Origin of the sequence: Arthrobacter sp. TS-15 (assembly GCF_006964045.1) — a bacterium.
Classification (GTDB): Bacteria; Actinomycetota; Actinomycetes; order Actinomycetales; family Micrococcaceae; genus Arthrobacter.
On the sequence record NZ_SDXQ01000041.1, the window covers coordinates 107,097 to 132,365 of the forward strand.

The following is a 25,269-nucleotide window of genomic DNA, read 5'->3' on the forward strand; positions in this document are numbered from 1 at the left end:
CCCCGTCAGACTTGGCCTGCTGCGCGAACAGGGCTCAGGTAGTAGGTCAACCGGAACTTGCCGATCTGTACCTCGCTGCCGGTCTTCAGCTGCACGCGGTCCACGCGGTCGTGATTGACGTATGTACCGTTCAGGCTTCCCATATCCACCAGCTCGAAACCGGACTCAGACCTAATGAACTGAACGTGCTTGCGCGATACCGTGACGTCGTCCAGGAAGATGTCAGCATCCGGGTGACGTCCCGCCGTGGTGGTGTCCGCATCCAACAGGAAACGAGCACCGGCATTGGGGCCGCTGTGCGCTATGAGCAGGGCTGAGTTCGGCGGAAGCGCGTCTACGGACGCACGCTCTTCAGGTGCCAACTTGGGCGCAATGCTCGGCTCGTCCCACGTAGGCGTAATGCTGATCGAGGTGGTCTCCGACGACGGCTGTTCCTCCGCGCCGTTCCCGACATTGGCTTCATTCTGTTCGCCGCCAACCATGGAATTTCCTCCTCATCCGCCGGCAGTTCCAAACCCTGCCGGCACTTCCGCCTCCCGGTACCGCCGGGCAAATCGGTTGCTGGCCCGCCGTCCCGCTTTCCGGTTTATGGAAAGCAGCCTGACGGGCCAGATAACTTTAGCCTACCTGTTGTTCGTACTCCGATGCACTGAGCAGGGAATCCACTGCATCAGCTTCTGCGAGCTTTACTTCAATGAGCCATCCCTCGCCGTACGGGTCGGAGTTAATCAACGCCGGATCAGTGTCCAGGGCGTCATTTCGATTGGTGACTTCGCCGGTCACCGGAGCGTAGATGTCACTGACGCTTTTGGTGGACTCCACCTCGCCAACAACCTCATTGCCGGTGATTTTTGTGCCAGGCTCGGGCATCTGGGCGTAGACGACGTCGCCCAATGCGTCCTGCGCGAAATCGGTGATGCCAATGCGCACAACGCCGTCGGCATCTGGAGCGGTCACCCATTCGTGTTCTGCGGTGTAGGAAAGTTCTTCCGGAATATTGCTCACTGGTGGCCTTTCATCGGGACATTTACGAACCTCGACGGCGGCCTGTGCTGATGGCCACCGCTGAAAGTATAGGCACATTTCCCCTGTACCTATTGGGGGTCTCTGCCATGATTGACCCATGACCGAGCAAGTACAAGTACCAGCTCGGAAAAAGCGCAATTGGGGCGTAAAAATAATCCAGGTCACCACGCCTCACACCGCTTGAGACGCATTGAAGCCCGCCACGGATTGTCCGTGGCGGGCTTCTTTGTTTCCCGGCCGGGCCTTGGAGCCCGAAACCAAACCCCGGCGTCAGGCGATGGTGGCCCCATGCGGTTCGCGTTCGACGTCGGGAGTTACAGCAGGTGCCGCAGGTCCCCCGCGCCGTGCTGCTGCAGCCGCAGCCAGCATCACCAGCAGGGCAGCAAGGGTGATGCCGGCGCCGGCCCAGATGGGCGATGTGTAGCCGAGACCCGCGGTAATGGTTACGCCACCGAGCCATGCTCCGAGCGCGTTCCCCAGGTTGAAGGCTCCGATATTTGCACCCGATGCCAGCGTGGGTGCCGTGGAGGCGAAGTGCATCACGCGCATCTGGAGACCCGGAACGGTAGCAAAGCCGAATCCACCCATGAGCGCCAGTGAGACCAGTGTTGCGATGCTGCTCGAAGCGGTGAGGGCGAAGAAGATCAACACCGCCACAAGTCCGGAAAGGATCACGATCAGCGACTTGTCCAACGCTTTGTCCGCGGCCTTGCCGCCCAGGAAGTTGCCAACGAACAGACCGCCACCAAAGAGCACCAGGAGCCACGGCACGGCCCCCGATTCGAAGCCGGACACCTCGGTAAGAGTGAAGGCAATGTAGGTGAACGCCCCGAACATGCCGCCAAATCCAAGGATGGTCACGATGATGGAGAGCCATACTTGTCCTGACCTGAAGGCGCCCAACTCGCTGCGGAGCCCCTTGGTGGGTTCCGTGGTGGCTTTGGGAACCATCAGCGCGATGCCGAGCAGGGCTACAACTCCGATGGCGGTGATCGCCCAGAAAGTTGAGCGCCAGCCGAAGTTCTGACCAAGCAACGTTCCGAAGGGAACGCCGAGGACGTTGGCCGCGGTAAGGCCCGTGAACATGATGGCGATGGCTCCGGCCTTCTTGTGGGACGGTACCAGGCTCGCTGCTACCACCGAACCGATACCGAAGAACGCGCCGTGGCACAGCGCAGCGACCACACGGCCAATCATCATGGCGGCGTAGCTGTCAGCAACGGCGGAGAAGAAGTTGCCGGCGATGAACAAGACGAGCAAGCCAATGAGAACCGGCTTGCGCGGCAGCCTGGTCACAGCAGCCGTCACCAGGAGCGCACCAACTGTGACGCTGAGGGCATAGCCGGAGATGAACCAGCCGGCAGAAGCCTCGCTGACCTGGAAGTCGGCAGCAACTTCCGGCAAGAGGCCCATGATCACGAATTCGGTCAGTCCGATGCCGAATCCGCCGAGGGCAAGGGCAATCAACCCTGCGGGCATGTGGAGCTCCTTAAATGATCGGTTCCGGCCAAAAGTGGAAGTGCGTCGACGGGAACCGTAGAATAATAGTTGCAGACGCTTCATATATAGTTGCACACGCTAGGTACTTGCGCAAGCAACTACTTTGCCATGCGTCGCGATTCACAGGACATCGAGTCAGGAGCACAGGACACATGGGCATCAAGGATGACGCCGTCGAAGTACGGGCACAGGGGTGGCGCACCCTTGCGGCCCTGCACGGGAGCATCGAAACGGAGCTCGAGAAGGCCCTCCAGGCGTCGAGCGACCTGTCGGTAGTGGAGTACACAGTGCTGGACGCGCTCAGCCGCCAGGACGGCTGGCACATGCGGATGCAGCAACTGGCCCGGGCCACAGCGCTCTCCAGCAGCGCCACCACCCGCTTGGTCAACCGGCTTGAGGACCGCGGCCTGCTCACCCGCATCCTGTGTGCGGACGACCGCCGCGGCATCTATACCGAGCTGACACTTCCCGGCCAGAAGCTCCTGGAAGCAGCAAAGCCCGTGCATGACCAGACCCTGGCCTCCGCTCTTGAGGCCGCCGCCACCGTGCCCGAACTTGAGCCCCTGGTGCGGGCACTCGGCGCCCTGCAGAAGGTCTAGCCCAACTCCCCCGGCCTTGCCCGAATTCTCCGGCGCTCAACGGCGATGGAATCGAACAAGGCCGGGATGCGCCATTAACGACCAAAGGCCGGAATCATCGTGTTTCCACGTGATTCCGGCCTTTATGGTCGGGCTGACAGGATTTGAACCTGCGACCCCTTGACCCCCAGTCAAGTGCGCTACCAAGCTGCGCTACAGCCCGCTGGTTCCACCGTTCTCCGCCTAAGTTTTCCTCCGAAGAGTTTCACCTAAGCAGTCCGGCCGAACCACCTCCAAAAGCTTACACGAAGTTGGAGGTCGGAGACGCCATCACAGCCAAAGTGGGCTGTGATGCCCGTCTCATTTAGCGCTTCTTGCCACGCTTTTCGCGCACGCGCATGTTGACCTCGATGGGCGTGCCCTCAAAGCCGAACGTTTCGCGGAGGCGGCGGGTGATGAAGCGACGGTATCCGGGGTCCAGGAAGCCGGTGGTGAACAGCACGAACTTCGGCGGGCGGCTGGATGCCTGGGTGCCAAAGAGGATGCGCGGCTGCTTGCCGCCACGGACCGGGTGCGGGTGCGCTGCCACGAGCTCGCCCAGGAACGCGTTCAGGCGTCCAGTGGGAATGCGGCGGTCCCAGCTCTCCAGTGCGATATCCAGCGCAGGGACCAGGCGGTCTTTGTGCCAGCCGGTCTTGGCCGAAATGTTCACGCGGGGAGCCCATTCAACGTGGGCAAGGTCCTGCTCGATTTCGCGTTCGAGGTAACGACGGCGTTCATCGTCCAGCAGGTCCCACTTATTGAAGGCCAGAACCAGGGCACGGCCGGACTCGATGGCCAACTGCAGGATGCGGACATCCTGCTCGCTGAGGACCTCATCGACGGCAAGAAGCACGACGGCGACCTCCGCCTTCTCGAGCGCGGCCTGCGTGCGCAGGGAGGCGTAGAAATCTGCGCCCTGTGCCATGTGCTGGCGGCGGCGGATACCCGCGGTGTCTACGAAGCGCCACGTGCGGTCGCCAAGTTCGATGAACTCGTCAACCGGGTCACGCGTAGTACCGGCCAGCGGATCCACCACGACGCGCTCGGAGCCCGCGAGCTTATTGAGCAGGGAGGACTTACCCACGTTCGGGCGACCAATCAGGGCGATGCGGCGAGGACCGCCTGAACGCTCCACACCGTCCACCAGGGAGAACTCGGGAAGGGTGTCCATGACGTGGTCCAGGAGGTCTGCGACACCGCGGCCGTGCAGGGCCGACACCGGGTACGGCTGGCCAAAGCCCAATCCCCACAGTGCAGCAGAATCAGCTTCCTGGGCGAAGTCGTCCACCTTGTTGGCCACCATGATGACCGGCTTCTTGCTCTTGCGGAGCATCTTCATGACGCCCTCGTCCGTGGCCGTAGCGCCAACGGCGGAGTCCACGACGAACAGTACGGCGTCGGCAAGCTCCACGGCCATTTCGGCCTGTTCAGCTACGCGGGCGTGGATGCCCTTGGCGTCGTGCTCCCAACCGCCGGTGTCCACCAGGGTGAAGTTGCGGCCGTTCCAACGGGCCGAGTACATGACGCGGTCGCGGGTTACACCCGGGGTGTCCTCAACAACGGCTTCGCGGCGGCCAAGGATGCGGTTAACCAAGGTGGACTTACCCACGTTCGGGCGTCCGATGATGGCCAGGACCGGGTCCAGCTTGAGGGGACCTTCGTCGCCCTCATCGCCATATTCACCGCTGAGCAGCGCGGCGTCTTCTTCGTCGAGCTCGTAGTCCTCCAGGCCTGCCCGGAGGGTGGCCGCGCGGAGCTCTGCCTCGTCGTCGTCCAGGGCCGCCAGGTTTTCCGCCACCTGGTCGGTGCCGGTGGGCGTGTATTCGTCGTCGCCGGCTCCGTGGAGGCCGGATTTTTGAGTCGTATCGCTCATTGCACTTTCCTTAGTGGTGGTCTGCCGGCGTCCCGGCTACTGCTGAGTGGCGGTGCTGCGAAGTGGGTTTACCGGGCGCAGGTTCCAGGGGAAGGCCCTGGCCTGTGGCCCGGATGGCGTCCTGGACGTGACCGGCCAGGGCTTCACGGATCTCCGTAGCCGCCCTGTCCATTGAAACACGCCCCGGTTCGCCCTTCCGGCGCTTCACCGTGATGGGTTCGCCGAAGCTCACATAGAGCTTACGGCGTGGTTTGGGGATATGGTCGCGATGCTCATCATCCTGACGGGTTCCGAGGATGGCAACCGGTATAACAGTGGCTCCCGTGGTGAGGGCGAGCCACGCAACTCCGTTGCTGATGTTTTCTGCCGAGCCGCTCCCCCGGGTTCCTTCGGGAAGAATCCCTACGCAACGACCGGCGTCGAGCAGTTTCTTGCCGACATGCAGGGCGGTGCGGTCGCCGGCCCGGTCCACGGGGATCTGTCCGGATCCTCGCAAAACCTTGCCCAGGAAGCCCTTGAACATCTCTTTCTTAACCAGGATGTGCATGGGACGCGGCGACGCGCCGAACATCACCGGCCCGTCCAGGAAGCTGATGTGGTTCGCGGCGAATACCACCGGTCCGGCCGCAGGGACGTTGCTTTTGCCCGCCACGATGGTCCGATAAATGACGTGGTCCAGGAGCCAGCCAACGGGTCGGCTCCACAACCTGCTCCCGGCGGAGGGCAGCTGAGTCTCAGTCGCCATAAATAACCTTGCTCACAATCGCCAGCGCGGTCTCCACCGTTTCCTCAAAGTTCAGATCGGAGGAATCGAGCGTCACCACTCCGTCGGCGGCTTGGGTGAAGTTCACCACCGTTGAGTCCTTGGCGTCACGCTGGATGACCTGGGCTTTGAGCTGCTCCTTGGTTTGCGTGCCGCCCAACTGGATCCCACGACGCCGCAGCCTGGCTTCCTCACTGGCGGTCAACAGCATGCGGACCTCAGCATTGGGGACGACGACGGTGGTGATGTCACGTCCTTCCACCACCATGCGGCGGTGGTTCTGGTCGATCAGTTCACGCTGGCGACGGATCAGCTCGGTGCGGGCACCAAGCGTGGTGGCCACAGCACTGACCGACGAGGAGATCAAAGGATCCCGGATCTCGTCCGTGATGTCCGTGCCATCAACCGCCACATATTCCGTGGCGGTAGTGGTACTGATCTCCAAGGGCATGATCTTGGAAGCCTGTTCCACCGCGGCACCGTCCTGAAGGTCAACGCCGGTCTTAAGGCAGAACCAGGTCAGGGCACGGTACATGGCGCCGGTATCGAGGTACGCCAGCTTCAAGCGCCGGGCGACTTCCTTGCTGACGCTGGACTTGCCGGACCCCGATGGGCCGTCGATCGCGATCACGAGCGGCTTGCCGGGGCGGGCAACTGTCTCCGGGCCAAAGAATTCACGCGTCATTACTGGAGTACCCGCCATCCACGGTCAGTCAAAGCTTCAACAAGGAGGTCATGCTTGCTCGGAAGCACGGAAAGTTCCACCATGCCCACGTTTTGTCCGGAGGAATGGTCCAGCCGAAGGTCTTCGAGGTTCACACCGATCTCACCGATTTCCGTGAGGAGGTGCGCGATCTGGCCCGGTTTATCATCCACCAGGATGGTGAGCCACGAGTACGCCTGGGGAGGTCCGCCGTGCTTTCCCGGGATCCGGGCCTGGCCTGCATTGCCCTCACTGATCAGTTGGGCGAGGTCCAGCCGCGCGCCGGGGGCGAGGGGTTCTTCCAAGGTGCCGATCAGACGGTTCAGGTCCTCGCGCACACCATGCAGGATGGAAACCACCTTTTCCGCGTTGCCGCCCAGGATCTGCACCCAGAGAGTGGGATCGCTGGCTGCGATGCGGGTGGTGTCCCTCAGACCGTTGCCTGCCAAGGACAGGGCATGCAATGGCGTACCCTGCAGACGGCTCGCCAGAAGCGAGGACATGATCTGCGGCAAATGCGACACCAGGGCCACGGCTTCATCGTGCTCGTCCGCAGTGAATTGGGAAACAATTGCTCCCAGATCCCCTGCGAGCGAACGTGCAGCCTGGAGTGCAGCATCCGAGGTTTCTTCGGAGGGGCATAGTACCCAAGGCATGGACGTGAAAAGCTCTCCCCTGGCCGCAACCGGACCGGACTTCTCCCTGCCTGCCATGGGGTGGGTACCCACGTAGCGGGCGAGGTCAACGCCGCGTTCCCGCAACTGCGCCTGGATGGTGGCCTTGACGCTGGCAATATCAACCACCACCGCTGAAGCGTAATCCGCCAGGGCCTTCTGCACGACGTCGGCGGTAACGTCCGGCGGGGCCGCGACAACTACCATTTGGGGTTGTTCATCCAGCTCCCCCAGTGGCCGTCCCGCACCGATGTCCACCGCTACCGCCTGATTGGTGGGCGAGGGATCAAACAGGTACACGGGAACTCCGCGTCCGCGCAGGCCCAAACCAATGCTGGCCCCGAGCAAACCTGTCCCGAGAACGACGACCGGGCCATCAAGATGGCCCCGGCCGTGCGTACCGAATGCCGACATGCCTTAGAGTCCCACCGATGCCAGGAGGTGTCCGACTTCCTGCCTGCCGAGGTTGCGGATGCTGCCCTGGCGCTGGTCGCCCAAGCCGATGGGCCCAACCTTGACGCGGACAAGTCGCTCCACCGGGAAGCCGACGGCATCGAACATGCGGCGCACAATACGGTTCTTGCCGGAGTGGAGCACAACCTCAATGAGGACATGGCCGGGGGTGGAGTCAACCAAACGGAACGAGTCCACCGCAGCTACGCCGTCTTCGAGCTCGACGCCGTTCTTCAGCTTTGCGCCCACGCCTTGCGGGAAGGGGCCACGCACCTGGACCAGGTACGTCTTAGGCACCTCGTACGAAGGGTGCGTCAAGCGGTTGGCCAGTTCGCCGTCGTTGGTCAGGAGCAGCAGCCCCTCAGTGGCGACGTCCAGGCGGCCGACGTGGAACAGGCGTTCGCCCTTGTTCTTGTTGTTCTTGAGGAAGTCGCTGATGCAGGGACGGCCTTCGGGATCCTCCATGGTGGAAACAACGCCCTTGGGCTTGTTGAAGACCATGTAGACCAAGGTGTCGTCGAGCTGGATCCGGATGCCATCAACGTGGATCACGGCGGCCGTGGGGTCCACGCGCATTCCAAGTTCGGTGGTCACCACGCCGTCAACCTCGACGCGGCCTTCGAGGATCATTTCCTCGCACACGCGGCGTGAGGCCACGCCTGCCTGCGCCATGACCTTCTGCAGACGTACACCGTCAGCATCGTGAAGATCGGACTGAGGGACTTCCTGGCGCGGACCGCGGTTGCGGGCCGGCTTCCGGATGGGGCCAAGGTTCTGGCCGAAGCGTTCGCTGCCGAAGGCCTTGGATCCGTACTGCCTGGCCGGCTTCGCCTTGGGCTTGATGGCACCGGGAGTGCCGGGTGCCTTGCCAAAGCCGGGCTTGTTGGAGCCTGGCTTGCGGAAGGGCTTGGCGGGCCTTGCTGCCTGGCCGCGGTCGTAGTCGCCCGCTGTTGTGGGGTTGTCAGGATCGAAAGGTGCCGCTTCGCGCGGCTTCGGAGCCTTAAAGGGGCGGCCCTCGCCCTGTGAGAAGTTGCGCTTTCCAGCGCCGGCGCTGCCGCCGCGGCCGGAGAAGCCGCCGGCGTTGGAGCGGCCCGTGCCGCTTCCCTTGGCCTCATTGCGTCCAGAACTGTTTCGTCCCGAACCGTTACGTGGTGAACTCTGGCGTCCCGCCTGTGTCATGACCCGTCCTTGTGTAGTAATGGCCGGCAAGAGGTGTTGAAATCAACACTAGCCAGCCGGGCAGACATCGTCTGCCCCTTGTCGCTGTGCACCTTGATATGGCGCCGTGAATCAGTATGAAGTTCTCTTGCAGTACCGGTGTTGGCCGTGGCTACATCCGGCTGGCGTCGTAGTACTCCTCGATGCCTTCCAAGCCAGGAAGGTGCGGGGAGAGCTGTGGCAGTTCAGCCACCGAGCCGATGCCCATCCGTTCAAGGAAGTACGAGGTTGTCCGGTAGAGGACAGCCCCCGACTCGGGATCGTTTCCGGAGTCCTCGATCAAACCACGTTGGGTAAGAGTCCGGACTACGGAATCTACGTTGACGCCGCGAATGGCGGACACCCGGGCCCTTGAGACCGGTTGCCGGTAGGCAATGACCGCCAGCGTCTCAAGCGCTGCCTGAGTCAGCCTGGAGGTCTGCCCTTCGAGGACGAATCTGCCCACGACGTCGGAAAATTCCGCCCGTGAATAGATCCGCCACCCACCGGCGACGTTCCGCAATTCAAAACCCCGGGGTGCAGTGCTGGCATCGGCAAAGCCGACAGCATCCACGTCCGGGGCTTTAACAGTATAGCCGCTATACTCCCGCTGCAGGTCCTGCAGCAAATCCTCGACGACGGCCACCGTTACGTTGAGCCCGGCGGCCAGCTCCTCCGAAGTGGCCGGCTCATCGATCACCATGAGGACAGCTTCCAACGCTGCACGCGCACCGCCGGGCAGGGCTTCCAGCTCGGCCAGCCCGTCCTGCACCGTTTCCTGCTCACTCACTGTCGCCATCCCCGCTTCCTGCTCCTGCTTCAGGCCCGTACTCCTCGCTCAAGCTGGAACTGTCCCAGCCGGCGTCATCGCCTGTCCATCGAACCGTCAACTCAGCCAACGGCTCGGGCTGCTCGAAGGCCACCACCCTGTCACGGAACATTTCCAGCAACGCCAGGAAGCGCGCCACCACCACTAAGGTGGTCTCGGCATCTGCGATCAAGGTTTCGAAAGACAAGGGCGCGCCAAGCTTCAAGCGGTAGCCCATGATCTCGGCCTGCTCCTTGACGCTGACCGGCGGAGCGTGGAGGTGTTCCAAGCCAACTTCGGCCGGCGCGGAATCCTTGGGTTCGAGTGCTTTAGCGGCAAGTTCGGCGAATTGCTCCGGGGTGTGCCGCCACACCAGTTCCGGGAGCAACGCGGCGAAATGGCCTTCAAGGGCAACCTGGCGGGGATACCTCCGGGCTTCCTGCTCCAGCGTCTCTCCCAGGATCCCGGCGATCTGCTTGAATGCCTTGTACTGCAGGAGGCGGGCGAACAGCAGGTCCCTTGCTTCCAGAAGGGCAATGTCCTCAGCGTCCTCCACCTCACCGGCCGGCAGAAGGCGCGCCGCCTTCAAGTCGAGCAGTGTTGCGGCAATCACCAGGAACTCGCTGGCTTCATCCAGCGCCCAGTCCTCCCCCAGCTCCTGGAGACGCCTGATGTACTTGATGAACTCATCAGTGACCGTGGCTAGCGCCACCTCGGTGATATCCAGCTTGTGCTTGGAAATAAGGCCGAGCAGTAAGTCAAAGGGTCCCGTGAAGTTAGTGAGCCGTACCTCAAAGCCGGCTTTGCGGGCTTCGGAGGTGCCGGCGTCTGGCGTTTCTGCCGGTACGGGCGTTTCCGTAGCAGAAGGCGAGGCCAGGTCCGCTTCCGCGGTATGAGCGATTGACGGTCCCACCGTCCGCTAGGGCGCGCCGCCGCGCGAGATCAGTTCTTTGGCAAGGCGGCGATAAGCGTCAGCACCGATGTGGTTGCCGGCGTAGCTGGTGATGGGCTCGGCCGCCACGGTGGCATCAGCAAACTTGATGGACCGCTTAATGACGGTCTCGAAGACTTTGTCTCCGAACGCCTCCACCAAACGGGAGATGACTTCGCGGCTGTGCAGGGTGCGGGCGTCATACATGGTTGCCAGGACGCCATCCACCTGCAGGCGCGGATTCAGGCGGTCCTGTACCTTCTCAATGGTTTCCACCAGGAGCGCCACGGCGCGCAAAGCGAAGAACTCGCAAATCAACGGAATGATGACGCCGTGGGCGGCAGTCAGCGCATTCACTGTCAACAGGCCCAGAGACGGCTGGCAGTCGATCAAGACGACGTCGTAATCGTCCTCAACGCTTTTGAGGGCGCGGTCCAGGACTTGCTCACGGGCAACCTCGTTGACCAGCTGGACTTCGGCAGCCGAGAGGTCAATGTTGGCGGGCAGGAGGTCAACGCCTTCAACACCGGTCTGCTGGATGGCATCGCGGATGTTCACCTTGCGGTCCATCAGGACGTTATAGACGGTGAGATCGAGCTCGTGCGGGTTGGCCCCGAGGCCGGCGGAAAGAGCGCCTTGGGGATCAAAGTCCACCAGCAGGACACGCCGACCGTACTCGGCGAGCGCTGCGGCCAAGTTGATGGTGGAGGTGGTCTTACCCACTCCACCCTTTTGGTTGACCATGGCGATGACTCTCGCCGGGCCGTGGGAGGCCAGTGGAGCAGGTTCAGGGAATTCGCGATAAGGACGGCCCGTGGGCCCCATGATGGCGTCTTCCAGATCGAGCTCGGTGCCTTCCAGCGTAGCTGTTCCCCGTTCGATGCTCACGTATCTAACCACTCTTTCGACGACGATCTTCCCTGCCGCTGCGCCCCTGGACGACAGCGCTGCTACCCCTTTAGGCTACAGCGCCCGACACGGTAATTCGGGGAACTTGACTTTGGCCGATTCTTGAGCCTTGACCCTCTGGTTGAGGTCGAAGGTTGAGGAGCAACATCGGTCGCTCAGGGGAAACAGCAAAGGCCGGCACCTGGTGGGGTGCCGGCCTTCGCCTGACTGCATCGCGTTTGGTGGCTGTCCGCTTAGACCGTAACCTTCTCGCGGTTCTCAGCTTCGGGAGCTGCCTCTTCTTCGCCGCCGTGGGCGATCATGGTCTGCTCGTCGAAGGGTTCGCTGCCGGAGAGGACACGCTCTACCTGCCCGTTGTCGATTTCCTTCACCCAGGTGCCGATCAGGACCGTGGCAACTGCGTTGCCGGTGAAGTTGGTCAGTGCGCGGGCCTCGGACATGAAGCGGTCGATTCCTACGATCATGCCCACGCCTCCCAAAAGCTCCGGCTTGTGTGCCTGGAGGCCAGCGGCCAGGGTTGCGAGCCCGGCACCGGTGACGCCTGCAGCGCCCTTGGAAGCGATGATCATGAAGACCAGAAGGGAGACCTGGGCGCCAAGATCAAGAGGAGTTCCCATGGCGTTGGCAACGAACAAGGAGGCCATGGTCAGGTAGATTGCCGTGCCATCAAGGTTGAAGGAGTAACCGGTGGGCACCGTGACGCCGACAACCGGCTTGGAGACACCCAGGTGCTCCATCTTGGCGATCAGGCGGGGCAGGGCTGCTTCGGAGGAAGAGGTGGAGAAAATCAGCAGGTACTCGCGGCCCAGGTACTTCATGAGCTTGAAGATGTTGACGCCGGCCACTGCGCGGAGCAGCGTTCCGAGAATGACCACAATGAACAGTGCGCAGGTGATGTAGAAGGCCACCATCAGGGTGAACATGCTGAGGATCGCCTGGGCGCCGGTGGCACCAACGACGGCGGCGATGGCACCGAATGCGCCAACCGGAGCCAGCCACATGATCATGATGAGGATACGGAAGACGAGGCGCTGTCCGTGCCCGATGGCGGCGAGGATGGGAGCTCCCTGCTTGCCCATCTTCTGCAGGGCGAAACCGACCAGAATCGCCGCAAGCAGGGTGGGCAGGACCGGAATGTCACCGGGGATGATACCCAGGAGGAAGTCCACCGTGCTGTTGGTGTCGGCCTTCTTGGTGGGATCGTAGGGGGTCAGCTTGAGTCCCTCACCGGGGTGGATGAGGTTTCCGACTACCAGGCCGATGGCCAGGGCGAAGGTGGACATCGCCACGAAGTAGCCCAGTGCAAGACCGCCCACCTTGCCGACGGTGGCCGCCTTGGCGATGGAACCGATGCCCAGGACGATGGTGCAGAAGATGACCGGAGCGATCATCATTTTGATGAGCTTGATAAAGCCATCCCCGAGGGGCTTGAGGGACTTTCCAACTTCAGGGAACACCAGGCCGACGACGGCGCCGAGCACTACGGCCAGGATGACCGCGATGTACAAGTAATGCGACTTGTCGAGCCCCTTGCGTCCAGTTTTGGCAGCTACTGCCGACTCTCCTCGTTGAGAGGTCATGGGATTCTCCTTTGGATACTGTGTAAGGCGCTGCGGTCCTGCACTGATGTCCAATCCGCTGCCCTTGTGTGATATCCATCATTGAGCCGTTGGTGACACACATCACCGTTGCGGTCATATTGGTCATGGGAGGCCCTCGTGTTTCACAGCTGGAGCATCGCCCGCCGTTTGTTCGTGGCGAATTTGTTGTTCGTCCTGGTGCTGACGGCTGTATTCGGCGCGTTCTCGGTGGTGGAAGCCAGGGACAGGGCTTACGACGAGGCCGGCGGCAGGATGCTCGCCATCGCCGCCTCCCTGGCCGACAATCCCCTGGTGGTGGAGGCGGCCTCAACGGCAGATCCCTCAGCGGTCCTGCAGCCCTACGCGTTGGAGGTCATGGATCATGCCGACGCCGACTTCATCACCATCATGGCTCCCGACCGGACCCGTTGGACGCATCCCCGAACAGAGGAGCTTGGCAAGCCCTACATTGGGACCATCGAGCCTGCCTTGCGGGGTGAAACCTTCACCGAAGTGACCGCAGGAACGTTGGGGCCGTCGGTCCGAACCATTGCTCCCGTCCTGGATCCCGAAGGCAACGTCAAGGCTCTGGTGGCTGCCGGGGTGACGGTCCGCACCGTGGACACAGACGTCGCTGAGAGATTGGGCGTGATTGGCATCATCGCTTTAGTGGTCCTGTTCTTCGGATCGGTGGCCTCATGGCTGTTGGGCCGCTACTTGCGCTCCGTCACCCGGGGGTGGGGCCCGGAACAGCTGGCGCAACTCTTCGCCTATTACGAATCGGTCCTGCACTCGGTTCGCGAAGGCGTGATATTGATCGACACTCACGGCAAGGCTGTGATGTACAACGACCAGGCCGCGGAACTTCTCGGATTGGAACCTTCAGACGCCGACCGGTCCCCCGACGACGCCCCGAAACTCGCTGATCTTCCCTTCGACGGCAGCCTGCGAGCGCTGTTCGAGTCGGGGAGGCCAGCTCACGACGAAATCCATCTCACGGGTTCGCGGATTTTGGTGGTCAACCAGGCCCCTGCAGTAGGGCCATTGCCTGAGCGCAGCCGACAGAAACCCGCCATCTACGGCACGGTGGCCACCATCCGCGACCGTACCGAAATCGAATCCCTGGGCACCGAACTGCAAACCATGAAGACGCTCTCTGATGCCCTGAGAGCCCAGACGCATGAGCATGCAAACCGCCTTCACATGATCGTTTCACTCCTGGAGTTGGGCCGCACGCCCCAGGCCCTGGACTTTGCCACCAAGGACCTTGAACTCAGCCAGCAACTCACGGATGACATGGTGGCCTCCGTGGACGAACCCGTCATGAGCGCGCTGGTGATGGGCAAGGCTGCCGAAGCCCACGAACGCGGGGTGGACTTGGTGGTGCGGACATCGGGGAGTTCCGGCGTCCGGGGCCTGGAAATTCAGGACCTGGTGACCATCTTGGGGAACCTGCTGGACAATGCGATTGACGCTGCCGCTGCCGGCGATTTCCCCCGGAAGGTGGAGCTGGACGTCCAAGCCGGGCCGTCCGCCGTCGAATTCTCGGTGCGGGACTCGGGCAGAGGAATCGATCCGGACTCCATTGATGACGTCCTGCAGTACGGTTTCAGCACGAAGTCCCCGGGAGAGAACCCTCGCGGCGCTCATGGCCGGGGAGTCGGCCTGGCGTTGGTTCGCCAAGCCGTGGACCGACTCAACGGTACGATGACCATCAGCAATCCCGGCGGAGCACAGTTCCATGTTCTGCTCCCCGCGCCGGTTCCCGAGGAAGAGAAGGCATGACAGACATCCGCGTCCTGGTGGTGGAAGACGAGCCAATTGCCTCGGACGCCCACTCTGTCTATATTGGCCGCCTGGACGGCTTCACCTTGGTGGGTACGGCGCCGGACGGGCAGTCGGCCTTGCGCATCCTGGGCGAATTCGCAGCCTCCGGCTCCCCCGTGGATTTGGTCCTGTTGGACATGAACCTCCCGGATCTGCACGGATTGGACGTCGCCCGCCGGATGCGTTCCGCGGGAGTCTTTGCGGACATCATCGCCATCACTGCCGTCCGGGAACTGAACATCGTGCGCAGCGCCGTGTCCATCGGCGTCGTGCAGTACCTCATCAAGCCCTTCACCTACGCCACGTTCGCCGACAAACTCCGCAGCTACCGGACGTTCCGTGAACAGTTGGCAGGCTCCATGTCCGGGATTTCCAAAGCAGGAGCCTCGCAGAGCGACGTAGACCAAGCGTTTGCGAGCCTTCGCGCTCCCACCGAACTACCGCTGCCCAAGGGCCTGTCCGGGTCCACCTTGGAGGCAGTGAAGGACTTGGTGCGCGCGGGACATCGGCCCGTGTCCGCGAGCGAAGTGATGGACGCGCTGGGCATGTCCCGGGTGACCGCCCGGCGCTATCTGGAGTACTTGGCCGACGCCGGAACGGTCACCCGGGCGCCCCGGTATGGCACTCCCGGCCGGCCGGAGAACGAGTACGGCTGGAACCACGCCTAGCCACGGATGTATACAAATTTGCTGAATTTCGCGGTTTTGATGACTCCTAGCTAGTCCTGTGTATACACTGAGGTCATGCGCGCCAGTGATCGGGCTTACTCGGCCCTCCGTGAAGACATCATTGAGTGGCGCCTCCAACCAGGCACGGTCCTCGCGGAGGTGGAGCAGTCCGAACGCTTGGGCGTGTCCCGCACGCCGGTCCGGGAGGCGCTGAGCCGGCTCACCGCAGAAGGATTGACGACGGCGGCAGGCGGCCGCGGCGTCGTCGTCACCGATATCTCGCTGGAGAGCATCGACGAACTGTTCGAGTTACGCGAAACGCTTGAAGTGAGAGCCGCTGCCCTTGCTGCCGAACGCGGCGAGCCGGGCGTGTTCGCCGAGCTGCACTCCCAACTGCTGCTGGCCCCTGAGCTGCTGCGCGACGACGATCCAGCGCGGCACGAGTACTACGCCCTGGTGAGCCGCCTGGACGACGCGATAGATGCTGCAATCTCCAATTCGTACTTGGCGAACGCCATGCGGAGCCTGCGTGTCCATTTGGTGCGGGTCCGGCGTCTGGCCGCCGACGACACCGCCAGGCTCCACGCGGCAGCCGCGGAACACGCCGCAATCGCCGAAGCCATCGCCGCGGGCAACCCCCGGTTGGCAGAAGCGGCCACCACAGTCCACCTGCACCGCAGCCTCACCCACGTCAAAGCCACCCACACGGCCCGGTAGAACGTCCCACCAGAAGGAGCACCATGGTTAAGAACCACCACGTCCGCGTCTACAAGAGCGAAGAGAACCTCCCGCGCGAGGAGCAGTTGGCGCACAAGATCGCCGTGGTCGCCGCAGACCCCGTTGACGTCACCCCGGAGGTCACCGACATGGTGATCAACCGGATCATCGACAACGCCTCGGTGGCCATCGCGTCGTTGAACCGTGGCCCCATTGTTGCCGCCCGCGCGCAGGCGCTGACCCACGCACCCTCGGCCAATGGCAAGGGCGCGCACGTCTTCGGCATCAGCGATCAGGTCTCCCCGGAATGGGCCGCCTGGGCCAACGGCGTAGCCGTCCGCGAACTCGATTACCACGACACGTTCCTGGCCGCGGACTACTCCCACCCGGGAGATAACATCCCCCCGATCCTGGCCGTCGCCCAGCACGTGGGCTCCAACGGCGCCGACTTGGTCCGTGCCATCGCCACCGGCTACGAAATCCAGGTGAACCTGGTCAAAGCCATCTGCCTGCACAAACACAAGATCGACCACGTAGCCCACCTCGGCCCCTCCGCCGCGGCAGGCATCGGCACGTTGCTGGGTTTGGACGTGGAGACTATCTTCCAGTCCGTGGGCCAGGCCCTCCACACCACCACCGCCACCCGACAGTCCCGCAAGGGCGAAATCTCCACCTGGAAGGCCCACGCCCCGGCTTTCGCGGGCAAGATGGCGGTCGAAGCCGTGGACCGCTCCATGCGCGGCCAGACCTCCCCTGTGCCCATCTACGAAGGCGAAGACGGCGTGATCGCCTGGATGCTCGACGGCCCCGACGCCTCCTACGAAGTACCCCTGCCCCTGCCCGGCGAAGCCAAGCGCGCCATCCTGGACACCTACACCAAGGAACACTCGGCCGAGTACCAGGCCCAGGCCTGGATCGACCTCGCCCGCAAGCTCAACCGCGAGCACCCGGAAACCACGGACCCGGCCAACGTAGCCTCCGTGCTGATCAAGACCAGCCACCACACGCACTACGTGATCGGTTCCGGAGCGAACGATCCCCAGAAGTACTCCCCCACCGCATCCCGCGAAACCCTGGACCACTCCATCCCCTACATCTTCACTGTGGCCCTGCAGGACGGCGCATGGCACCACGTGGACTCCTACGCCCCCGAACGCGCCGCCCGCCCGGACACCGTGGAACTCTGGCACAAAGTCACCACCGTAGAAGACCCGGAATGGACCCGCCGCTACCACTCACTGGACATCGCGGAGAAGGCCTTCGGCGGTTCCGTGGAGATCACCCTCAACGACGGCACAGTGATTACCGACGAGATCGCCGTGGCTGATGCCCACCCGCTCGGCGCCCGGCCGTACGCCCGCGAGCAATACATCAACAAGTTCCGCACCCTCGCTGCTGGTTTGGTGGAGGAAGCCGAAATTGAAAGGTTCCTCACCGCCGTCGAACGCGTCACCGAACTGGGCGAAGGCGAACTGGACCAGCTCAACATCACCGCAGCACCCGGCGTGATCGACCTCAATGCTGCACCCAAGGGACTGTTCTAAATGCTGTACTCCAAAGTCACCCCCGAACAGAAACGCGTAAAGCTGCGCGAGCTGCTGGCCTCCGGGACCGTGCAGCAGTTCCCGGGCGCGTTCAACCCGCTCTCTGCACGGCTGATCGAGGAAAAAGGCTTCGCCGGCGTCTACATCTCCGGCGCCGTCCTGGCCAACGACCTCGGCCTGCCCGACATCGGCCTCACCACCCTCACCGAAGTAGCAACAAGGGCCGGGCAGATCGCCCGCATGACGGACCTGCCCTCCCTGGTGGACGCGGACACCGGATTCGGTGAACCCATGAACGTGGCCCGGACCATTCAGGAACTCGAAAACGCGGGCCTTGCCGGCTGCCACATCGAGGACCAGTTCAACCCGAAACGCTGCGGCCACCTGGACGGCAAAAACGTGGTGGACATCGACACCGCCACCAAACGCATCCGAGCCGCAGCAGACGCCCGCCGCGACCCGAATTTCCTCATCATGGCCCGCACCGACATCCGGGCCGTCGAGGGAATTCAGTCCGCGCAAGACCGCGCACGAGCTCTCGTGGACGCAGGTGCCGACGCGATCTTCCCCGAAGCCATGCGTGATCTGAGCGAGTTTCAAGCCATCCGCGACGCCGTGGACGTGCCCATCCTGGCCAACATGACAGAGTTCGGCAAAAGCGACCTCTTCACCGTGGACCAGCTCCAAGGGGTGGGAGTGAACATGGTCATCTACCCCGTTACCCTCCTGCGCATTGCCATGGGCGCTGCAGAGCGTACTCTGGAATCGATCAAGGCTGCGGGGACCCAGGAAGCGCACGTGGACAACATGCTCACACGTGCACGCCTCTACGAACTCGTGGACTACGAGGCATACAACCAGTTCGATACCGGCGTTTTCAACTTCCAGGTTCCCGGCATTCGCTAGGACCGGGATTCATTCAGGGGAAAGCAGGCAGTCCGGGGCTTCCGGACCGCTTGCATTATGAACGAAGGAGTTCAGCATGACAGCTGAAGACATCAAAAAGGGCCTGGCCGGCGTCGTGGTGGACTACACCGCCGTCTCGAAGGTCAACCCGGAGACCAACTCGCTGCTCTACCGCGGGTACCCGGTCCAGGAACTGGCCGCCAAATGCAGCTTCGAAGAAGTGGCCTACCTGCTGTGGAACGGCGAACTGCCCAACGAAACAGAACTGGCGGAATTCACTGCCCGGGAACGTGCGGGCCGTGCCCTTGACCCCGTGGTCAAGACGGTAGTGGACGCGTTACCCACCACCGCCCACCCCATGGACGTTTGCCGCACGGCCGCGTCGGTGCTCGGTGCCCGGCACCAACTGGCAGAAGATTCCTCACCCGAGGCGAACATGAAGAAGGCAATCGACCTTTGGGCTGCCATGCCCGCCGTCGTAGCCTACGATCAACGCCGCCGCCGCGGCCAGGATGTGGTTGAACCTCGCGAGGACCTGGACTACTCGGCAAACTTCCTCTGGATGACCTTCGGCGAAGAGCAGGTACCGGAAGTGGTGGAGGCGTTCAACGTCTCCATGATCCTGTACGCGGAACACTCCTTCAACGCCTCCACCTTTACCGCCCGAGTGGTCACCTCCACCCTCTCGGACCTGCACTCCGCTGTCACCGCCGCGATCGGCGCTTTGAAGGGTCCCCTGCACGGTGGAGCCAACGAAGCCGTGATGCACACGTTCGATGAGATTGGCATCCGCAGCGAAGAATCCCTCGAAGAAGCCGCCACCCGCGCCCGTGCCTGGATGGAAGACGCCCTGGCCCAGAAGAAGAAGGTCATGGGCTTCGGACACCGCGTCTACAAGCACGGCGACTCCCGCGTGCCCACCATGAAAGCCGCACTGGACAAGATGATCGCCCACTACGGGCGACCCGAACTCCTGGGCCTCTACAACGGACTCGAGCAGGCCATGGACGAAGCCAAGGCCATCAAGCCCAACCTCGACTACCCGGCCGGACCCACCTACCACCTCATGGGCTTCGACACCCAGACTTTCACGCCGCTGTTCGTCGCAAGCCGCATCACCGGCTGGACAGCACACGTCATGGAACAGGTAGCGTCCAACTCCCTGATCCGCCCGCTCAGCGAATACAACGGGCCCGAAGAGCGGCACGTTCCGTAACGCTTCCGGTTCTTAAGCAAGAAGCACGACGCCGGGCCGGTCACCGAAAGGCGACCGGCCCGGCGTCGTTCTTCACTCGCTCCTGCTACAGCTGAGGGTCCACCCACTCAAGGGTTCGGACGTCAGCCACATTCTCGTTATCGGCCGCCAGAGCCACCCGCACGGCGATGCGCCGGCCGGCGATCATCGCCGGCAGCCAATGCTCGGCGTCGGCCCACATCCTGTCCACGGGAAGTTCCGCCACGGGGAACCATGCGGGGGCAATCTCGTCGCTTTCGGACGGCTCGCCCTCCCACTCGCGGGTCAAGAACACAGTGGTGGCCATGTTCCACTCCGGCCTTGCCGGGAAAACAAAGTCCACAGTGCCCGCCGGAATCAGGTCCTTCGCCGTGACCACCACGTTGATTTCCTCCATGACCTCCCGGCACGCAGCCTGCGAGGCGGTTTCCCCCAGCTCCACGTGGCCGCCCACCCCCACTACCTTGCCCCTGCCGAAACCTGTCTTCTTGGTTCCGAGCAGGACATGCTCGCCGTCCGCGCCGTCGCGGAGGAGGAAGCACAAGGTCACATGGGCTGCAGTCATGCTGCCTACCTTAACCTGATCTCCCCTGCCACTGCCGCCATTGCTACAGTGAGCCCATGACAGAAGGTGGGGGTAACCGGCCAACCAAGGTGGCCGCCGTCGACGACGTTGCAGAACCGCCGTCCGACAACGCTGCAGGGCCCGCAGAAAGAGCTCCCAAAGCCAAACCGGAACGGGACACGTGGTTGCCCCGATGGCTGGTGGCACACCCCCTTTATGCAGGCTGGGCGTGGACCGTGGTGTGGGCAGGGCTGATCGTCCTGGACGAGGTGGTGGACCTGGCCGGATGGACTTGGTACCTGCTGGTACTCGTGGCCGCGCTTCCTACCCTGATCTCCACGCTGGTGGTGCTGCACGCCACGCCCCGCAGCCATCTCCGGGCCGTGGATGCAACAGTCCTCGGCCACTTCTTCGTCCGGTTCCTTGCCTTGGTGGCAGCGTTCATGGTGTGGGCAGCCTCCGTGGTGATGAGTGCCTCCATCTCCACCACCGTGCAGACTGTCATTGGCGATTCCGAGAAGGAAGTCACCGCCCTGGGGTTCAACCTCATGCTGGCCGCAGTTCCACTGGTCCTCTCCGTCCTTTGGATGGCCTTCATTATCCGCTGCGCATGGTTCCTGCGGCGGTTGCGGGGTTGGCGGCAGGTACCGCAGAAGACACGCGTACCAAAGAAGTTCCTCCGTGGACGCCCGCGGCTCAAGCGGGTGGTGGTGGGGCTTGCACACCCCGGGCTGTTGCTCGTAGCTGGCTTGGGGACGTCGCTGCTGGCATTGTTCGTGGACGCAGTGGAGCTGACGCTCAACGTGCTCGAATAGCCCCGTTCAGCCCAACGCCCTGGGATGCGCGGCGGCGTAGACCTCGCGCAATGTATCCGCGGTGACCAATGTATAGACCTGTGTTGTGGTTACTGATGCGTGTCCCAGGAGCTCCTGCACCACCCTGACATCTGCTCCACCTTCCAACAGGTGGGTGGCAAAGGAATGGCGCAAAGTGTGCGGCGAAACATCCTTGGTGATGTTGGCCTTCTCGGCCGCCGTCTTCAGGATCGTCCAAGCACTCTGCCGGCTGATCCGGCCACCCCGGGCATTGAGGAACAGCGCGGGAGTGCCTTTGCCCTTGGACGCCAGGAGCGGCCTGCCGCGGACAACATAGGCCCCGACGGCGCGGGCACCGTAGGAGCCCAGAGGCACCAGACGCTCCTTGGACCCCTTGCCGAACAGCCGCACAATTGCGGGGTCGCCACCGGTGTCTTCGAGGGAGACGTCATCGACGTCCAGTCCCACGGCCTCGCTGATGCGGGCCCCTGTGGAGTACAGGAACTCAAGCAGGGCACGGTCCCGGAGGCCAGTGGCGCTATCCGAGCCGGCAGCTTCCAGGATGCGCGTCACTTCGCCAACACTGATGGCTTTGGGAAGCCGTTTGCCTGGCATGGGCGGGTGGACATCGCTGGCGGGGTCCGCCGTCGTGGTTCCTTCCAGCGCCCAAAACTTATGGAGCCCACGGACGGCCACCACTGTCCGCGCGGCGGAGCGGACGCCCAGTACCGCGCCGCCATCGGAACCGTCGGACAACGCCTGGACGAAAGCCGTCACATGATGCCGGGTGATGTTTCCCGGCTGATCTACACCTTGGGCTGCCAGAAAGTTCGAATACCGGGACAAGTCCCTGCGGTAGGCGGACAAGGTATTGGCCGCCAAACCGCGTTCCACGCCGACGTGCTGCAGATAGTCAGTTACCGCACGGTCAACGCCATTTGCGGTTCGAGTGGCGGCCTCGGCCATGCTCAGCGCTGGCTCGGGTGAGCCGGCCAGGGCGCGTTGGCGGGGCGAAGGCTGGTGAAGCCATCGGCCTTTGCGGCAGCGGCAGCCAGAATCCCCAACACGGCTGAGGGATTGTGCAGACGGCCGTCCATCACTGCCTTCACGGCGTCTTCAAGCGGCACCCAATGGAGTTCAATTTCAGCTTCTTCATCGGTCCGGACGTGCCGGTCCGCCAAGGCGACATCGCTGAGGCCGCGTGCCAAGTAGATGCGGACAGCCTCGCTGGATGAGCCCGGGGAGTTGAAGAAGTCCACAAGGACGTTCCAGGTAGCGGCAACCAGATCAGCTTCCTCAGCCAGCTCCCGGGCCGCACCCACCACAAAGTCCTCGCCCTCGACGTCCAGCAGGCCAGCGGGGATCTCCCACAAATCCATGCCCACCGGATGACGGTACTGCTTCAGCAACAGGATTTCGCCGTCCACGTTCATGGGCAGCACCGCAACCGCACCCGGGTGGTCGATGTAGTCACGAACCAGGGTGTCCGTGCCGTCACTCAGTTGGAACGAGTCGCTGACCACGTCCCAAATGCGCCCTTCGTACACCTTGCTGGTAGACAAAAGACGGCGCGGGCTCGGCATGTCCGAAACCTGCCTTGATGTGCGGGGGGTTTCAGAAATGCCGGGCATCGCGCCGTCCTTCGTTAGTACTTGCGTTTACTTGGCAGCTACTGTGCGGGCGCCGGTCTTGGTGGCCACGGGGGCACCTTCACGACGCTCCAAAGCAGCCTTGACCAAACCTGCGAACAGCGGGTGCGGGCGCGTGGGGCGGGAGCTGAGCTCCGGGTGCGCCTGCGTTGCCACGTAGTACGGGTGGACTTCGCGGGGAAGCTCCACATATTCCACGAGCTTGCCGTCAGGGGAAGTACCGGAGAACACCAGGCCCTCGGCAGCGATCTGGTCGCGGTACTTGTTGTTGACCTCGTAGCGGTGGCGGTGGCGTTCGCTGACAGTGGTGGTGCCGTAGGTCTCGGCAATGACCGAGCCCTCGTCAAGCTTGGCTTCGTAGAGGCCCAGACGCATGGTGCCGCCGAGGTCTCCCTTGCCGTCCACGATGTCCAGCTGTTCTTCCATGGTGGCGATAACCGGGTACTTCGAATCCGGCTCGAACTCGCTGGAGGAAGCCCCTTCAAGGCCGACCACGTTGCGGGCGTACTCGATCACCATGCACTGCAGGCCCAGGCAAAGGCCCAGGACCGGGAGCTTGGTTTCGCGAGCGAACTTCAGAGCGCCAAGCTTGCCTTCAAGGCCGCGGATACCAAAGCCACCGGGAACGCAGATTGCGTCCACGCCAGCCAGGGACTTGGTTGCCCCTGCCAAAGTTTCACACTCGTCCGACGGGACCCAGCGGATCTTGACCTTGGCTTCGTTGGCGAAACCGCCGGCGCGGAGTGCCTCGGTGACCGAGAGGTAGGCGTCCGGAAGGTCGATGTACTTGCCCACCAGGGCTACCTCGACCTCGTGCTTGGGGTTGTGAACAGCTTCAAGCAGCTTGTCCCACTTGCTCCAGTCAACGTCCTTGAACGGCAGATCCAGCGCACGGACGATGTAGGAGTCCAGGCCCTGGGAGTGCAGGGTCTTGGGGATGTCATAGATGCTGGGTGCGTCAGCGGCGTTGACCACGGCGTCGATGTCGACGTCGCACATGCGGCCGATCTTCTCGCGCATGGCTTCGGGCACTTCGCGGTCCGAGCGGATCACGATTGCTTCAGGCTGGATGCCAATGGAGCGAAGGGCTGCCACGGAGTGCTGCGTGGGCTTGGTCTTCAGTTCCTGGGAAGGACCGATGTACGGGACCAGCGAAACGTGAAGGAAGAAGACGTTGTTGCGGCCCACATCCTGACGGACCTGGCGCGCGGACTCAAGGAAGGGCTGCGACTCGATGTCGCCCACGGTGCCACCGATTTCGGTGATGATGACGTCCGGAGCGTTCTTGCCTTCAGCAGGCAGGCGCATGCGGCGCTTGATTTCATCGGTGATGTGGGGAATGACCTGAACGGTGTCCCCGAGGTATTCGCCACGACGTTCCTTGGCGATAACGGTGGAGTAGATCTGGCCCGTTGTGACGTTGGCCGAACCTTCGAGGTTTTCGTCGAGGAAGCGCTCGTAGTGACCAATATCGAGGTCAGTTTCGGCGCCGTCATCGGTCACGAATACTTCGCCGTGCTGGAAGGGGTTCATCGTGCCCGGATCCACATTCAGATAAGGATCGAGCTTCTGCATAGTTACAGACAAACCACGTGCCCGCAGCAGGTGACCGAGGCTTGAAGCCGTCAGACCCTTACCGAGCGAGGACGCCACACCACCGGTGACGAAGATGTGTTTGGTCGTCTTGGACGAGCCCGGGAACCGGGAATTTACACGGGAATTTGATCGCTGCACCACGGAATTCGAGCTTATCATCAATTACGCCTTCCAAGCGTCCGTTCGGATTCCCCAAATGGTCAATAGTTGCTCACCACCGCGGTCCAAGCAAGACCCGGGCGGGATTAAGTGCACCGATGTGATGGTGGTCGCACTCCACCAAAACACCCGCACTCCCCCAAAGACACTAGGCGCGCTGCGGTAAAAGCTTTGCGTCATCCAGCAGTTCCTGGGCATGCGCCTGCGCACTCTCGGAATCCTCCTGGCCGGCCAGCATGCGGGCAAGCTCCTTGACCCGCTCATCGTCGCTGAGAAGCTGCACGTCGCTGGAGGTGAAGCCGGTGGTGGTCTTCCCGTCAGCGCCGCGCACGGACGTTTTGGTCACGCGGATATGTTGATCCGCGAAGGCAGCCACCTGCGGCAGATGGGTCACCACCAGCACCTGGACGTGCCGGGCGAGCATCGCCAGCCTGCGTCCAATTTCGACGGCGGCCCGCCCACCCACCCCGGCGTCCACCTCATCGAAGACGAACGTCGGGACGGGATCCACTGCGGCGAGCACTACCTCAATGGCCAACATGACCCTGGACA

General features: G+C 62.9%; 24 protein-coding genes, 1 tRNA gene and 1 pseudogene. 8 read left to right on the forward strand and 18 right to left on the reverse strand.

From position 1 onward, the window contains the following. Window positions 1–5 precede the first annotated feature (5 nt). The 3 genes from EU811_RS17280 to EU811_RS17290 form a co-directional block, all read right to left on the reverse strand. Entirely contained in the window at window positions 6–482 is a 477-nt protein-coding gene (locus EU811_RS17280) for an FHA domain-containing protein (protein ID WP_142939555.1), read from the reverse strand. Window positions 483–618: 136 nt separating this feature from the next. Further along, window positions 619–1,005, reverse strand: coding sequence for a glycine cleavage system protein GcvH (gene gcvH, locus EU811_RS17285; protein WP_011774387.1), 387 nt, complete (start codon window positions 1,003–1,005; stop codon window positions 619–621). Between the two features lie 291 nt (window positions 1,006–1,296). Then, complete coding sequence (locus tag EU811_RS17290; protein ID WP_142939556.1) at window positions 1,297–2,505, reverse strand: MFS transporter; 1,209 nt, start codon at window positions 2,503–2,505, stop codon at window positions 1,297–1,299. A 173-nt stretch (window positions 2,506–2,678) separates the two neighbouring features. On the opposite strand from EU811_RS17290, the gene EU811_RS17295 reads away from it, so the two are divergent. Then, complete coding sequence (locus EU811_RS17295) at window positions 2,679–3,125, forward strand: MarR family winged helix-turn-helix transcriptional regulator (protein ID WP_142939557.1); 447 nt, start codon at window positions 2,679–2,681, stop codon at window positions 3,123–3,125. Window positions 3,126–3,250: 125 nt separating this feature from the next. Here the strand turns inward: EU811_RS17295 and EU811_RS17300 are convergent. The 10 genes from EU811_RS17300 to EU811_RS17345 all read right to left on the reverse strand — a co-directional run bounded on the left by EU811_RS17300 (window position 3,251) and on the right by EU811_RS17345 (window position 13,037). Beyond that, a tRNA-Pro gene (locus tag EU811_RS17300) sits at window positions 3,251–3,327 on the reverse strand. 141 nt (window positions 3,328–3,468) lie between these two features. Beyond that, window positions 3,469–5,019 carry a ribosome biogenesis GTPase Der gene (gene der, locus EU811_RS17305; protein ID WP_024820440.1) on the reverse strand — a complete coding sequence of 517 codons (1,551 nt, stop codon included), beginning with the start codon at window positions 5,017–5,019 and terminating at the stop codon, window positions 3,469–3,471. 10 nt (window positions 5,020–5,029) lie between these two features. Next, complete coding sequence (locus EU811_RS17310; protein ID WP_165450204.1) at window positions 5,030–5,764, reverse strand: lysophospholipid acyltransferase family protein; 735 nt, start codon at window positions 5,762–5,764, stop codon at window positions 5,030–5,032. Continuing rightward, a complete protein-coding gene (cmk, locus tag EU811_RS17315; protein WP_142939558.1) occupies window positions 5,754–6,467 on the reverse strand; it encodes a (d)CMP kinase in 714 nt (237 codons plus the stop codon). The genes EU811_RS17310 and cmk overlap by 11 nt, the downstream gene beginning before the upstream one ends. Then, window positions 6,467–7,573: a prephenate dehydrogenase gene (locus tag EU811_RS17320; protein WP_142939559.1), complete on the reverse strand. Its 1,107-nt coding sequence runs from the start codon at window positions 7,571–7,573 to the stop codon at window positions 6,467–6,469. The genes cmk and EU811_RS17320 overlap by 1 nt, the downstream gene beginning before the upstream one ends. A 3-nt stretch (window positions 7,574–7,576) precedes the next feature. Beyond that, a complete protein-coding gene (locus EU811_RS17325) occupies window positions 7,577–8,791 on the reverse strand; it encodes a pseudouridine synthase (RefSeq protein WP_142939560.1) in 1,215 nt (404 codons plus the stop codon). 151 nt (window positions 8,792–8,942) lie between these two features. After that, window positions 8,943–9,608 (reverse strand): SMC-Scp complex subunit ScpB, encoded by a 666-nt coding sequence (gene scpB, locus EU811_RS17330; protein ID WP_187697235.1) that lies wholly within the window; start codon window positions 9,606–9,608, stop codon window positions 8,943–8,945. After that, window positions 9,592–10,530: a segregation and condensation protein A gene (locus tag EU811_RS17335; RefSeq protein WP_142939561.1), complete on the reverse strand. Its 939-nt coding sequence runs from the start codon at window positions 10,528–10,530 to the stop codon at window positions 9,592–9,594. Before EU811_RS17335 ends, scpB begins: the two co-directional genes overlap by 17 nt. Window positions 10,531–10,536: 6 nt before the next feature. Continuing rightward, window positions 10,537–11,436 (reverse strand): ParA family protein, encoded by a 900-nt coding sequence (locus tag EU811_RS17340; RefSeq protein ID WP_024820433.1) that lies wholly within the window; start codon window positions 11,434–11,436, stop codon window positions 10,537–10,539. Between the two features lie 254 nt (window positions 11,437–11,690). Beyond that, window positions 11,691–13,037: a cation:dicarboxylate symporter family transporter gene (locus tag EU811_RS17345; protein WP_142939562.1), complete on the reverse strand. Its 1,347-nt coding sequence runs from the start codon at window positions 13,035–13,037 to the stop codon at window positions 11,691–11,693. A 138-nt stretch (window positions 13,038–13,175) separates the two neighbouring features. On the opposite strand from EU811_RS17345, the gene EU811_RS17350 reads away from it, so the two are divergent. The 6 genes from EU811_RS17350 (at window position 13,176) to EU811_RS17375 (ending at window position 19,915) form a co-directional block, all read left to right on the forward strand. Beyond that, window positions 13,176–14,822, forward strand: coding sequence for a sensor histidine kinase (locus EU811_RS17350; protein ID WP_142939563.1), 1,647 nt, complete (start codon window positions 13,176–13,178; stop codon window positions 14,820–14,822). Next, window positions 14,819–15,532, forward strand: coding sequence for a response regulator (locus tag EU811_RS17355; protein ID WP_142939564.1), 714 nt, complete (start codon window positions 14,819–14,821; stop codon window positions 15,530–15,532). Before EU811_RS17350 ends, EU811_RS17355 begins: the two co-directional genes overlap by 4 nt. 75 nt (window positions 15,533–15,607) lie before the next feature. Then, window positions 15,608–16,249, forward strand: a complete 642-nt coding sequence (locus EU811_RS17360) for a GntR family transcriptional regulator (RefSeq protein ID WP_142939565.1) — start codon at window positions 15,608–15,610, stop codon at window positions 16,247–16,249. Between the two features lie 23 nt (window positions 16,250–16,272). After that, window positions 16,273–17,793, forward strand: coding sequence for an MmgE/PrpD family protein (locus EU811_RS17365; RefSeq protein WP_142939566.1), 1,521 nt, complete (start codon window positions 16,273–16,275; stop codon window positions 17,791–17,793). Then, window positions 17,794–18,699 carry a methylisocitrate lyase gene (gene prpB, locus EU811_RS17370; protein WP_142939567.1) on the forward strand — a complete coding sequence of 302 codons (906 nt, stop codon included), beginning with the start codon at window positions 17,794–17,796 and terminating at the stop codon, window positions 18,697–18,699. Window positions 18,700–18,775: 76 nt separating this feature from the next. Further along, window positions 18,776–19,915 carry a bifunctional 2-methylcitrate synthase/citrate synthase gene (locus tag EU811_RS17375; protein ID WP_142939568.1) on the forward strand — a complete coding sequence of 380 codons (1,140 nt, stop codon included), beginning with the start codon at window positions 18,776–18,778 and terminating at the stop codon, window positions 19,913–19,915. 85 nt (window positions 19,916–20,000) lie between these two features. On the opposite strand, the gene EU811_RS17380 is transcribed toward EU811_RS17375, so the two are convergent. Beyond that, entirely contained in the window at window positions 20,001–20,498 is a 498-nt protein-coding gene (locus tag EU811_RS17380) for an 8-oxo-dGTP diphosphatase (protein ID WP_142939569.1), read from the reverse strand. A 56-nt stretch (window positions 20,499–20,554) separates the two neighbouring features. On the opposite strand from EU811_RS17380, the gene EU811_RS17385 reads away from it, so the two are divergent. Beyond that, window positions 20,555–21,313: a hypothetical protein gene (locus EU811_RS17385; RefSeq protein ID WP_142939570.1), complete on the forward strand. Its 759-nt coding sequence runs from the start codon at window positions 20,555–20,557 to the stop codon at window positions 21,311–21,313. Window positions 21,314–21,319: 6 nt separating this feature from the next. Here EU811_RS17385 and xerD read toward each other — a convergent pair whose 3' ends face one another. The 4 genes and pseudogenes from xerD to EU811_RS17405 form a co-directional block, all read right to left on the reverse strand. Beyond that, window positions 21,320–22,279, reverse strand: coding sequence for a site-specific tyrosine recombinase XerD (gene xerD, locus EU811_RS17390; RefSeq protein WP_142939571.1), 960 nt, complete (start codon window positions 22,277–22,279; stop codon window positions 21,320–21,322). A gap of 2 nt (window positions 22,280–22,281) precedes the next feature. Beyond that, window positions 22,282–22,944, reverse strand: a complete 663-nt coding sequence (locus tag EU811_RS17395; RefSeq protein WP_142939572.1) for an NUDIX domain-containing protein — start codon at window positions 22,942–22,944, stop codon at window positions 22,282–22,284. A gap of 27 nt (window positions 22,945–22,971) precedes the next feature. Then, complete coding sequence (locus tag EU811_RS17400; protein ID WP_142939573.1) at window positions 22,972–24,717, reverse strand: CTP synthase; 1,746 nt, start codon at window positions 24,715–24,717, stop codon at window positions 22,972–22,974. Window positions 24,718–24,865: 148 nt separating this feature from the next. Further along, window positions 24,866–25,269: pseudogene (locus EU811_RS17405) on the reverse strand (DNA repair protein RecN); the annotation flags it as partial.

Coding starts and splice junctions, on each gene's coding strand:
- der (WP_024820440.1), bottom strand. CDS start 5,019: ATGAGCGATACGACTCAAAAATCCGGCCTCCACGGAGCCGGCGACGAC.
- EU811_RS17380 (WP_142939569.1), bottom strand. CDS start 20,498: ATGACTGCAGCCCATGTGACCTTGTGCTTCCTCCTCCGCGACGGCGCG.
- EU811_RS17385 (WP_142939570.1), top strand. CDS start 20,555: ATGACAGAAGGTGGGGGTAACCGGCCAACCAAGGTGGCCGCCGTCGAC.
- EU811_RS17280 (WP_142939555.1), bottom strand. CDS start 482: ATGGTTGGCGGCGAACAGAATGAAGCCAATGTCGGGAACGGCGCGGAG.
- EU811_RS17395 (WP_142939572.1), bottom strand. CDS start 22,944: ATGCCCGGCATTTCTGAAACCCCCCGCACATCAAGGCAGGTTTCGGAC.
- EU811_RS17360 (WP_142939565.1), top strand. CDS start 15,608: ATGCGCGCCAGTGATCGGGCTTACTCGGCCCTCCGTGAAGACATCATT.
- EU811_RS17320 (WP_142939559.1), bottom strand. CDS start 7,573: ATGTCGGCATTCGGTACGCACGGCCGGGGCCATCTTGATGGCCCGGTC.
- EU811_RS17365 (WP_142939566.1), top strand. CDS start 16,273: ATGGTTAAGAACCACCACGTCCGCGTCTACAAGAGCGAAGAGAACCTC.
- EU811_RS17325 (WP_142939560.1), bottom strand. CDS start 8,791: ATGACACAGGCGGGACGCCAGAGTTCACCACGTAACGGTTCGGGACGA.
- EU811_RS17355 (WP_142939564.1), top strand. CDS start 14,819: ATGACAGACATCCGCGTCCTGGTGGTGGAAGACGAGCCAATTGCCTCG.
- EU811_RS17290 (WP_142939556.1), bottom strand. CDS start 2,505: ATGCCCGCAGGGTTGATTGCCCTTGCCCTCGGCGGATTCGGCATCGGA.
- prpB (WP_142939567.1), top strand. CDS start 17,794: ATGCTGTACTCCAAAGTCACCCCCGAACAGAAACGCGTAAAGCTGCGC.
- EU811_RS17400 (WP_142939573.1), bottom strand. CDS start 24,717: ATGATAAGCTCGAATTCCGTGGTGCAGCGATCAAATTCCCGTGTAAAT.
- EU811_RS17310 (WP_165450204.1), bottom strand. CDS start 5,764: ATGGCGACTGAGACTCAGCTGCCCTCCGCCGGGAGCAGGTTGTGGAGC.
- xerD (WP_142939571.1), bottom strand. CDS start 22,279: ATGGCCGAGGCCGCCACTCGAACCGCAAATGGCGTTGACCGTGCGGTA.
- EU811_RS17295 (WP_142939557.1), top strand. CDS start 2,679: ATGGGCATCAAGGATGACGCCGTCGAAGTACGGGCACAGGGGTGGCGC.
- cmk (WP_142939558.1), bottom strand. CDS start 6,467: ATGACGCGTGAATTCTTTGGCCCGGAGACAGTTGCCCGCCCCGGCAAG.
- EU811_RS17375 (WP_142939568.1), top strand. CDS start 18,776: ATGACAGCTGAAGACATCAAAAAGGGCCTGGCCGGCGTCGTGGTGGAC.
- scpB (WP_187697235.1), bottom strand. CDS start 9,608: ATGGCGACAGTGAGTGAGCAGGAAACGGTGCAGGACGGGCTGGCCGAG.
- EU811_RS17345 (WP_142939562.1), bottom strand. CDS start 13,037: ATGACCTCTCAACGAGGAGAGTCGGCAGTAGCTGCCAAAACTGGACGC.